Origin of the sequence: Bartonella sp. CL266QHHD (assembly GCF_042195355.1) — a bacterium.
In the GTDB taxonomy this organism is placed as follows: domain Bacteria; phylum Pseudomonadota; class Alphaproteobacteria; order Rhizobiales; family Rhizobiaceae; genus Bartonella.
Map to the genome: position 1 here is coordinate 1 of NZ_JBHIOD010000009.1, position 11,515 is coordinate 11,515.

The window sequence follows — 11,515 nt, forward strand, 5'->3', positions numbered from 1 at the left end:
CTTACAATCGCATGTTTTAAAAATGCCAAAGACCATAGCAAGCCTTGCGTTAATTTTTGAACTTCTTGATAGTGGTGGTTTAGAAATTGGTCTCTATGCCATTACAACAGCGTTGCGTTGGGAAAAATATCTGTTAAGTCATGTCAAAAGACTTTATGCGGCGGGGGATACATTAACAGCAGAGCGTGCAAAATTAATTGTCGAGCGTTGTGATCATTTATCTGATGTTTTTACTTTACGCGATATTCATCAAAGAAGTTGGACTTCTTTAAAAGATAATCAAGCCGTTAAGCAAGCTTTAGAGCTTTTATGCCGTTGTAACTATATTCGTGAAGTCTCTGGAGACAATAACCCTAAAAGCGGTCGACCTACAATACGTTATGAATGGCATCCTTTAGTAAAGGGGCATAAGACACCCCAATAAAGCATTACCCCTTGTATTTCATAGAGTGAACCTTCAAAGAACGCCTTAATCTATGAGTTTTAGGGGTTTTGAGTATTTTGAGGGTTCCTTTTACCCCCCTTTATATATTTTTTTCAATCGAAAAATAAAAGTCATTATATTTCAATAGGTTAATATTTTAAACAAACAACCTATATTAAACACAACACGTAAATACAATCTATGATATATATTTAAAGGAGTTTTGAAGGTATTTTGAGGGTTTTAAACACCTTCAAAACCTATCTATAAACTTATCAAAATACTCATTCTGATATATTAAAGCCCATAGTACATTTATCTTGATTAACCCGTGAAATGAATAGCAAATTTCACTACTTTGCTGATCTTATTCCATGTCATGGGCTGTTGATAAGCAGCCTTAAAGACCCCTTTTGAAAAAAATATCGGCTTTTTTTAGCAGTTTTTTTCCCTTTTTTATCGTTATTTGCTTTAAATGCATTTAATTAAATTCATTTTGATTCTTTTGATGATTATTAATCATCTCATAAGGCAAGGGATTTTTATTACAATATGCTGCAATCTATTAAGTCTGATAATGAACAATTCACTTTACGCTCCCTTTTACAATCCTATCGTGAACAGACAACTTCAAATACTCTACGAGGGAAAGTGTTTGAAGATTTTGTGACAAAATATCTTATGTATGACCCTCTCCACTATGGGCGATATGAAAAAGTTGAGAGCTATTATGAATGGGCTAAAGAGCGTGAAGGTTGGAATAAAAATGATATCGGCATTGATCTGGTTGCCAAGCTTCGCAATCAAGAGGGCTATGTGGCTATTCAATGTAAGTTTTATCAAGCAGACCATCAGATCAGTAAAAAGGATATTGATAGCTTTATCGCGGCATCTGGAAAAGACATCTTTAAATATCGACTTCTCGTTGACAGCACAGAAGTGGAATTAAGTGACAATGTGAATGCCATGATTAAAGGACAAGCGATACCCGTTTATCGTATTGACCTTCGTCATATGGAAAACAGTCGGATAGATTGGCAAATATTTGCAACGAAAAAAGAAGTTGTTCTGAAATCAACAAAAGAGCCTCGTCCCCATCAAGAAGAAGCCATCAAGAAAGTCTGTGAAGGGTTAAAAGAAGCAGACCGTGGCAAGCTTATTATGGCATGTGGAACGGGCAAGACTTTCACCAGTTTGAAGATAGCAGAACAAATAGCAGGTCAAGGCAAGCGTGTTTTGTTTCTGGTTCCCTCTCTTGCTTTAGTCTCACAAACGATCCGTGAATGGACAGCCGATGCACAAGTGCCCTTGCGTTCTTTTGCTGTGTGTTCGGATACGAAAGTAGGCAAGCGTCGTAAAAACCAAGATGATATTGTTGGTATGGCAACATCAGATCTTGTTCTCCCTGCTACCACGGATGCACAAGCCCTTGCTAAAGAAGCTCGTGAAAACCTAGTAGACGCAATGACGGTGGTCTTTTCAACTTACCATTCAATCCAAGTGATTTCGGATGCACAAAAAGAGCATGATTTACCCGAATTTGATTTAATCATCTGTGATGAAGCACACCGTACCACTGGTGCTTCATTGGGAACTGAAGACAATGAATCTGAATTTATCAAGGTTCATGATAACAGCATCATTCGTGGTAAAAAACGTCTCTATATGACAGCAACCCCAAAGATCTTTAGTGATACTGCCAAAAGGCGGGCTGATGAGATCAATGCCGTTCTCGCCTCTATGGATGATGAAGCACTTTTTGGAAAACAACTCCATCATTATACCTTCGCAGAAGCTGTTGATAATGAACTGTTAACCCCTTACAAAATTGTGGTCTTAGGCATTAATGAAACCTATATCACACCAGCCATACAGGAGATTATTGCCAATGAAAACCGTGAAATTGATTTAGATGATGCGGCAAAAATTATTGGCTGTTATAGAGCCCTGACCAAAATAGATAAGCAAGCCGCTGTTGATGATGATGATACAGAGCCCATGCATAGCGCTTTAGCTTTTTGCAAAGACATTAACACCTCTCAATATATAACAAAGCTCTTCAATAAAATTATCAAATCTCATATTGATGATTTCCTTCAAACCGTTCCCTTTCTAAACTGTGAAGTAAGACATATTGACGGAACGCAAAGTGTCAAAAAGCGCAATGAGGAATTGGATTGGCTTAAAGAAGATGCGGGTCAAAATGTTTGTCGGATCTTAAGCAATGTTCGGTGTCTGTCTGAAGGGATTGATGTGCCTGCTCTTGATGCCATCATGTTTTTACACCCGCGCAATAGCCAAGTGGATGTGATACAGGCGGTGGGACGTGTGATGCGCCGTGCTCAAAATAAGAAAACGGGCTATATCATTTTACCCATTATCATTCCTTCACACTTAAAAGCCAAAAAAGCTTTAAAAAACAATAAGAGATACCGTGTTGTTTGGCAAGTTTTGCATGCTTTACATTCTCATGATGAAAGGCTTGCTCGGACAATTAATCAAATGTCTTTAGGACAAGATAGCAGCCATACGATTGAGATTATAGAGATTAAACGTGAGGATGAATTAAAAGAGCTTACCACAACGGTTGATGAGATCTCGATACCATCAAAAGCAGAAAGTTCTGGACGTGTCATTGGAACAGCAGAAAGCAAATCTCAATCGGTATCTGGAGGACAAGAAGACTTATTCCGCCGTTCTGAATTTTTTGATTTTGTCAAAGCCATTTTTCTGGATAGTTTTAAAATCACGGATTATTGGGGCATTTGGGCGAACAATGTTGCTGAGATTGCTCAAAACCATATCACGCACCTTCAAAACCTGCTTACTGATGAAAACAGTGAAGCCTTTCACGCCTTTGATGCGTTTCATAAGGAATTACAAAACAACGTAAACAGCGATATTAAACAAGAGGAAGCGATTGAGATGTTAGCGCAACATCTTGTCACGCGTCCCGTGTTTGAAGCTTTATTTGACGGTAATGAATTTGTACAGAACAATGCCATTTCACAAGCAATGGACAAGATCTTAACGGAACTGGATAAAACAAATATCGAAGAGAAAACGAAAGATCTTGATAAATTTTACAAAAGTGTCACGTTCTGTACAGCAGGCATTACGGAAACGCATGCAAAACAGAATCTTATTATCAAACTTTATGAAAGTTTTTTTGCCAAGGCATTTAAGAAAACCACGGATAGGCTTGGGATTGTTTATACCCCCGTTGAGGTCGTGGATTTTATCATTCATTCTGTTGATGATGTGTTGCGTAATGAGTTTGGCAAAAGCTTGGGGTCACGGGGTGTTTCTATTCTTGACCCTTTCACGGGAACAGGTACCTTTATCACACGGCTTTTACAATCAAAACTCATCAAACCAGAGGATATGGAATATAAGTTCCGTCATGATATCCATGCCAATGAGATTGTTTTGCTCGCCTATTACATAGCAGCGATTAACATTGAATCGACTTATCATAGTCTTATGAAAGGTGAGTATATCCCTTTCAAACATATTGGCTTAACCGATACGTTTCGGATGCTTGAAGAGAAGAACCTGCTACAGGAATTATTTAAAGAAAACAGTGAATATTTAGAACATCAGAAAAATCTAAACATCAAAGTTATCTTTGGTAACCCTCCTTATTCGGTAGGACAAAAAAGCGAAAATGATAATGCAAAGAATACGCCTTATCCTATTTTAAATAACCGTATTCGTGAAACTTATGCTACTCAATCTAAAACAACTTGTGTGCAAGCACTTTATGATAGTTATATTCGTGCTATTCGCTGGGCTAGTGACCGTATTGATAATGCTGGGGTAATCGGCTTTGTTTCTGGTTCTGGTTATATAGAAAAGTCAACAATGGATGGATTACGAAAATCTTTAGCCAAAGAGTTTACGAGCATTTATGTTCTCAATCTGAGGGGTGATCTTCGCAAAAATATGTTAAGCAATGGAGTTGCTCAAGAAGGTGAAAATATTTTCGGCAATGGTAGTATGACGGGTATTGCGGTAACGCTATTTATCAAAAATCCCAATGCTATTGGACCTTGTAAAATTTATTATCATGATATTGGAGATAATCTTTCCACCGAAAAAAAACTTGAGATGCTTCAATACTTTGGTAGTGTTGGTGGTATTACACGTGAACAAAGCTGGCAAATGATTACACCAGATAAGCATGGTGATTGGATAAATCAACGTGATGAAAGTTTTGAAACATTCTTAGCTTTAGGTGATAAGAAAGGACATGGTAAAAAACTATTTGAAAATTTTTCTTGTGGTCTAAAAACTAATCGTGATGCTTGGACATATAACTCAAGCCGTGAATTTTTAAAGAAAAACATGAATAATATGATTATGTTCTATAACAGCGAAGTAGAACGTTTTAATACTACCTATCGACACTCTGATCGTAAAACACGTGCAAATGCTGTAGATAATTTCGTCAATACAGATGTAAAAAAGATCAGTTGGAGTCATAATCTCAAACGAGAATTAGTAAAAGAAAAACTCTTTAAGTTTGAATGTTACAGTCTTACTCAAAGTCTTTATCGTCCTTTTACTAAGCAGTGGCTTTATTATAATCGCATCTTTAACGATGGGGTTTATCAAATGCCTCGTATATTCCCGATAGGACAAGCGATTAAAAATAAAGTAATACAAGTTTCTGCTGTTGGAGGAAGAAGTGGTTTCTCTGTCTTAATGACTAAGAAACTACCTAACCATGACGCAATAGATAAAGGTCAATGCTTTCCACGCTATATTTACGAAAATACTGAATCTTTAAAAAATAAAAGTGAGAAACAATCCCATTTATTTACAAACTCTACAGAAGCAAACACAACAGCTAGTTTACAAAGGCGTGATGCCATTACTGATGAAGGATTAGCACATTTAAAAGCCGCTTATCCTAATGAAACCATAACAAAAGATGATCTATTCTATTACGTTTACGGTTTGCTTCATTCGGAAGATTATCGCTCTCGTTATGCTGATAATTTATGCAAAGAATTACCTCGCATTCCTTGTGTAAAGAGTGCTGATGATTTTTGGAAGTTCGTAACAGCAGGACGTGAACTCGGTCATTTGCACGTGAATTATGAAACTATAGAACCTTATCCAGTAACCTTTAAAAAAGGTAATCCAAAACAAACAGAGATCTCTAATCCAGAAAAGTTTTATTATGTAACTGAAATGAAATTCGCAAAAGCAGGTAAAGAGAAAGATAAAACCACTGTTATTTATAATAGCAATATCATCATGACAGATATCCCTAAGGAAGCTTATGAGTATATCATCAATGGTAAACCCGCTCTTGAATGGGTTATGGGGCGTCAATGTGTAAAGACTGATAAAAAGAGTGGCATTGTTAATGATGCCAATCGCTATGCTGTTGAAACCATTGGCAACCCTGCCTACCCTCTAGAGTTATTTCAGAGGGTTATTACCGTAAGTTTAGAAACCATGAAAATCGTTAAGAACTTACCAAATTTGGTATTAAGAGAAACTGAATAACTTAAAAGCATGCTCACATAATGGGTATGATAAACTCATAAGGGGTATAAGGTCTTATAGCTATAGGTTCCTATACCCCTTTATACATTGCTTACATACAATCTTTAAAAGGATAATTTATCATGCGTTATTCTAAAAAGAAGAAACTTGCACTTTTAGATACTCTTATTTGGATTGCTTTAAAACTTTTAAGAAATCCACTCTTAAATAGAATTAGATTTTTTTACATTGCCTTTAAGAGGTTATACCGTAATCTAAAATGATAGCTTTATGCTTTTCAAAAGCTTTGTTGTGAATACTTATATTACTTTACGCTTTTAATTCCCTAATTTTTGAAAAAAGTATAAGCACCCCATATACCCCCAAAACCCCTACAAAACATATAGCATTAGTTGAATTTACAGGTTGTATTTTGATATAGGTTGTTTTTTTTGGAAACTTGATAAAAGTTAACATATTGAAATATAATAAACTTTTATTTTTTATTGAAAAATATGTAAAGGGGGGGCGTAAAAAGCACCTCCAAAACCCCCAAAAACCCCTAAACCTCCAAAACTCATAACCATAATGGTCTTGATAGCATTTCTTATGAGTTACAAGCTATCTTTTGAAAGGCTTAAAGGATCATATGCTTTTCATAAAGCACGTTGTAATCATTCTCTAAAATCATAAGTTTATCTATTCAAATGAACTTATAAAAATTCATAAAAGGGATTTTGATAACGTAATCAGTTTTTACTTTCATACGCTTTTCATAAGACACGCACTAATTACTCACTAAAATAATCTAGTTATCAGTTCAATTTACTGACACAAACTGACAAGTTTTAATCAACTCACATCATTGGTTATCTTTAAAGATTGTACTATTGATATGAGTTGTGTTATTAAAATAATAACATATTGAAATATAATGTTTTTAATTTTTTCTCATTTAAAAAAATGCCATAGGGGCTAAAAAGAACTGACAACACTGACATAGGTCTATTAAAAGGTATTTTTCTCATCTCTATAATTGTCAGTTTCTATTGAGATGTTTTCATAACAGGCAATAAATCGCAATTATCCTATTATCAACTAGTTGTATAACATCATCTAAGGTATAGGTTTTCATGAATTTTCCCCTGCATACTCTTTAATTCTTTTACAGAGAAATTCATAAAAATTACTTGCGTAATATTCGGAATCTTCAGATGTATACTTGAGATAGAGTGGGCATTCACCATCCCGAAACTGCGTATAATCAAAATAAAAGGTTTCACCAAAATCAGTTGTGCAGATAACAAGTTGTTTGGGGTCCGTAAAGCCATCTCTTCTATCAAGCAAATTTCGGTAAACAATATCACCAGCAGGAATACCTGCACAGATTTCATAAATACTGAATATTTCTTCACCTCCAACTTCTCCGCCTCCATAATTTTTTAAAAAACCCTTATAGGAAGAGGTAAATTGTAAATCGAGAGTGTTCTCAGCTGTTTTAATCCGTACATCATCAGGGGCATTATCTTTAGTACCAAAATTAATAGCATGACTATGCATATCAATATATTGTGCAACATCCGATAAAGTATAACTTTTCATAAATTTTTCTCCATAAGTCACAGTGTGTTTTTACTCATAATGAGTGTTTCTACTGATCAATATTCTCTACTATAGCCAATGGAATTTGGATTACATTGATAGAATATAAAGGATGTTTTCTTGAAGGAGCTCTTTTCTCATTTGTCTCTGTGCAATCATCTCGCATTTACAATATATGATATAATTAAAGGGGATGATCATTAAAGCTTAGAGAGCGCCTTTTAGTGTCATTACTCCAATATTTGCAATAATTACTTTTTCTTTTTTCTTGCTGAGGAGTCTTTTTTTGAAATCCAACAAATAACTTTTCTGATAAAATTTTCCTTTGGCTTCATAGGCGCAACAAAACTCTTGTCTTGATAAAATGAGTAGAGAACCTCAGCCATAGGACCTTCTTGTGTCATAGGATATAACATAATAGGCCTACAATCGACTCCAATAGGAGCTCTTCCTGATACCATTCTTTCCACATTTGTACCTGTTACTATCTGTCCTTTTTCTTTCCAAGAAGAAACTGTTTCAGGCTCAAACAGCTCATCTCCCTGATAAACTTTTTTACCTTTAAATTCCACAGGTTCAGCTGCTCCCATAATTTTTTTCTTTATCCATTTCATGATTCATAAGCCCCTCGATTTTTTCAAAATAATCAATGTATTCTTTGTTCTAAATAGACTTAACAAACTCTCCTTCCAAGAAGGAGGTTATTCCTCGCTAGAAAGCTCTAAGTGACTATCAAAATCTTTTGCTACCCATTCAATCAAAGCGTAGCTCACTTGCTTCACCTTTGCTACTTCTTTGGCTAAAGCTAATGCACGTTCAAGGTGGGTTTTGTTGATGCTCTCGTCAAAGCCTAGGTGATCACCTGCCGTAAAGCTTTTCTGATAAGATTGCAAGGCTTCAACATCACCCAATAAAGCAAGAGCGCCAAGATGAAGTAAAGCATAATCCGTAGACGTGGCGCCTTTTTCCCAAGGAGCTATACCATAATCAGAGCGAAGTCTTTTAGAAAGGTCAATGTCTTTGACTGACCATTCTAGCGCATCATCAAGTGCTTGCTTTAAGCGATCCGCAGTAACTTCTGGTTCAAAGATTTCTAATCCCTTGGCTTCAAAATTAAGCTGTATATCTGGAATATCTTCCGTGTGGGTAGGATCAATGAATTTACAAGCGGTGGAAAGAATGCCCGTGCTAATCATAAAGGCGCTATCAAATTGCGGGTAGTCTTTGGCAATTTCGTCGTTATAAAGAATATCTACTTCACGATCAGCCAATTGATAGCTTGCCATATAATCATTCTCATTGATTTTCTCGGTTGACCAGCCTAGGATTTTTAAAAGTGCATGAGCACTTTCCATGGTGAGACGATCATCAGTGTCATCCGCTTCATTTACTTCTTCTGCCACTTCAACAGAAGTTGTTTTAGAAGCAACAGATGCTGTTTGCGCATCCAAGCTTAAAATCGGTGCATTTTTCGGAAAACCTGCTCGATAACCCCGTGCAAGAGTAAGAGAGTTGTCAATCGTATATTTCGTGATACCTTCCACAAAGCCTAGATGGTTCTTTGCCCTGAAACTTTCCTTATAAAATTTGAGCTTTTCAATATCACCAATCAGAATGAGTGCTATAAAGTGACGTGCCACAAGGTGAGCTTCACTGTTTGTTGGCAAAGCGGCATAATCATAGATGATTTGATTGACATTTTGCCGATCAGCCCACTCAAGTATATCTGTACAAATCTCCTTTAGCTTGCCTTCATCCAATTCAGTACTAGAAACTGTATAAAATTCTTCTGCCTCTTTGAGAGCTATATATTGGGGCAATCTAGGAAACATCTCTCTATGAGCAGTAGAAAAGCCAAGTGTTGAAAGCGAAGCCTTAAATACAACAATCGGCTCTTCTTCATCACTTTGAAGACTGTACATTATATTGATGATACGGTCTTTACTTACAAAATAAGCATTGCGATCATAGTTCTTATCGCGATAAACTGTCCACCCCATCCTTTTTAAGTCTTCAGAAACTGTATTAAGAAAAGACAAATCTTGCAAACTAAGACGATCATCTATGGCTTTTCGCTCATTAAAGATTTTCAGATGCTCTTCAGCAAATTGAACTGCGTGATTAACATACTTCTCCACTTCACGGTCTTCTAAATGTCCAGAAATCGTACCGGCTTCTAAAAAATTTTGATAAGATTTCAGGATATCAATTTGACCTGTCAATGCTAAACAAGCTAAATGCCAGACTATACGTATATTGTAGCTATACTTTTGAACACGTGTTTTGCTTTCTATTGATGCTTGTAAATCTTGGGCACGTGCCCATTGTATTATTCGCTCAGAGATTTTGATAAGCTCTTGCTCATCTAATGTCTCTACACAAATATCAATGCCTTTATCAAAACCACTAAAAATCCCCCCCCCAATCGTGTTAAAAGAATTATAAGTATTTGTAGGTGATATGCACCGATACTCCCCACTATAGTGAATATATTTACAAGCTACAGAAATAATTTCATTAGATATTTCAGCTTCAATACGGACATTGTAATTATCATGAAGACGTATAAAACCAAAATCAAATTGAATAAAGCGGTCGGGCAAAACCAACCACATTTTTCTAGGCTCCGTAGAAAACCACCCTTGTGTTTTAAGAACGCGCATTGCTGCTGTGAGACTTATCGAGCGCTGTTTTGGCTTCTTGCGCGTTAGAATATCGTCTAATTCCCCATTTTTATAGGCCTGTGCAAAAAAAAGCAGGCGATCATCCGATGTCATTGTTTTATAATCAGCAAATTCTGGCACAGATAGTTTTGGGGTAGATCTATCACTCCTTAAAGCCTCCATATCACCAAGTAATGCTTGTGCAACGGCAGAATGATTAGTAGCTTCCTCGCACAACTTTTTTTCAATATCCTGTGCTTGCGCCCATGCAATCACTCTATTTAGAGCGTCCTTAATATGGCTTTCGGAAAGATCCGGAGCTTTAACATTAAAATCCTCCTTCGCGTAAAACAGCACATCTCCATATTTACGCTGTGATTTTTCACCTCTAGAATATTCCCGAGCAAGGCAATAGGAAGCAGTAGTGAGTTTAGCCGATAACCGGAACTCTTTGCCGCTCTCTCCATAATTTTTTATATCATAGCCTATGCCCACAATGCGGTCAGGAAGATGATAATGCGCGAAAGTGTCTCCCACTTCATCGCGATAGGGTTCCCAGCCCAGTATTTTTAAAATTTCTGTTACGTCTTTGGTTTGTATCTTCATTTATTGTCCCTGTACAAGTTCTTCTAAACGACCTGTATGACGGCTAATTTCATATTCGATAGGTCTTCCCCACTCCCTACCTAATTGGTTTTTAGCCCAATCTTTCTTAAAATCATCCAGTTGTTTCTGAGTTGGTTTCTTTTCGTCTATAAATTCTTTGAGTTCTTCCTGATATTTATTTAGCTTTTCTTTGTGTTCCTCAAGAAACTCTCTAATAACATCTCCCGTGGGTTTTGCATCTCCTGTTTTATAGGCTTCTTTCAAAATTTTTTGATTTTCTGTAAGCTTGGAATCACCTGTTTTTGTTTCTCTAATTTTTAATTCACCATTTTCTATATAAAGAAGATCAGGACGAGATCTTTTTTCAAGTGGTTTTCTTCCAAACATATCACTCTCAAACTCAGCTCCCTTCACCTCAGCCTTAAACGAGGGTTCTTTTTGGCATACCGTACATTCTTCCTTGTTTTCTAATTCTTGCTTGTCCTTATCACGTTTTTTGTCATGATGTTCTCTGTTTTTATTTCCTGTCTGCGGATCTTTGATCTTTTCGCCTTTGGCACTGTCTTCAGAGCCAATTTTTCCAACTGATTGAACAACTTCCTTTTCTGCTTTTGCAGCTGCTGCTTCAGTCTTAGCAGCGAATTTAGCCAGAGCCTTTGCGCCAAGCTTTATGCCTCCCTTGGCTGCTCCAGCAACTCCTGTCATTAGGGATGCTGTTTCA

At 36.5% G+C, this 11,515-nt stretch carries 6 protein-coding genes; 2 read left to right on the forward strand and 4 right to left on the reverse strand.

The genetic code is table 11. The features are described from left to right. Together ACFIK7_RS00460 and ACFIK7_RS00465 are read left to right on the forward strand one after the other, a co-directional pair. The coding region (locus ACFIK7_RS00460; RefSeq protein ID WP_375662735.1) for a DUF3987 domain-containing protein at positions 1 to 424 on the forward strand (424 nt) is incomplete at its 5' end. A gap of 552 nt (positions 425 to 976) precedes the next feature. Further along, the gene (locus tag ACFIK7_RS00465) at positions 977 to 5,944 is read left to right on the forward strand and encodes a DEAD/DEAH box helicase (protein WP_375662736.1); all 4,968 of its coding nucleotides are present in this window, start codon (positions 977 to 979) and stop codon (positions 5,942 to 5,944) included. A 1,110-nt stretch (positions 5,945 to 7,054) separates the two neighbouring features. Here the strand turns inward: ACFIK7_RS00465 and ACFIK7_RS00470 are convergent. From ACFIK7_RS00470 to ACFIK7_RS00485, 4 genes are all read right to left on the reverse strand, one after another. Further along, positions 7,055 to 7,525, reverse strand: a complete 471-nt coding sequence (locus tag ACFIK7_RS00470; RefSeq protein ID WP_375630440.1) for an SMI1/KNR4 family protein — start codon at positions 7,523 to 7,525, stop codon at positions 7,055 to 7,057. A gap of 251 nt (positions 7,526 to 7,776) precedes the next feature. Then, positions 7,777 to 8,139, reverse strand: coding sequence for an HNH/ENDO VII family nuclease (locus tag ACFIK7_RS00475; protein WP_375630439.1), 363 nt, complete (start codon positions 8,137 to 8,139; stop codon positions 7,777 to 7,779). Positions 8,140 to 8,226: 87 nt separating this feature from the next. Beyond that, entirely contained in the window at positions 8,227 to 10,794 is a 2,568-nt protein-coding gene (locus tag ACFIK7_RS00480) for a DUF6990 domain-containing protein (protein ID WP_375662737.1), read from the reverse strand. Continuing rightward, positions 10,795 to 11,499, reverse strand: a complete 705-nt coding sequence (locus ACFIK7_RS00485) for a hypothetical protein (RefSeq protein WP_375662738.1) — start codon at positions 11,497 to 11,499, stop codon at positions 10,795 to 10,797. Between the last annotated feature and the right edge of the window lie 16 nt (positions 11,500 to 11,515).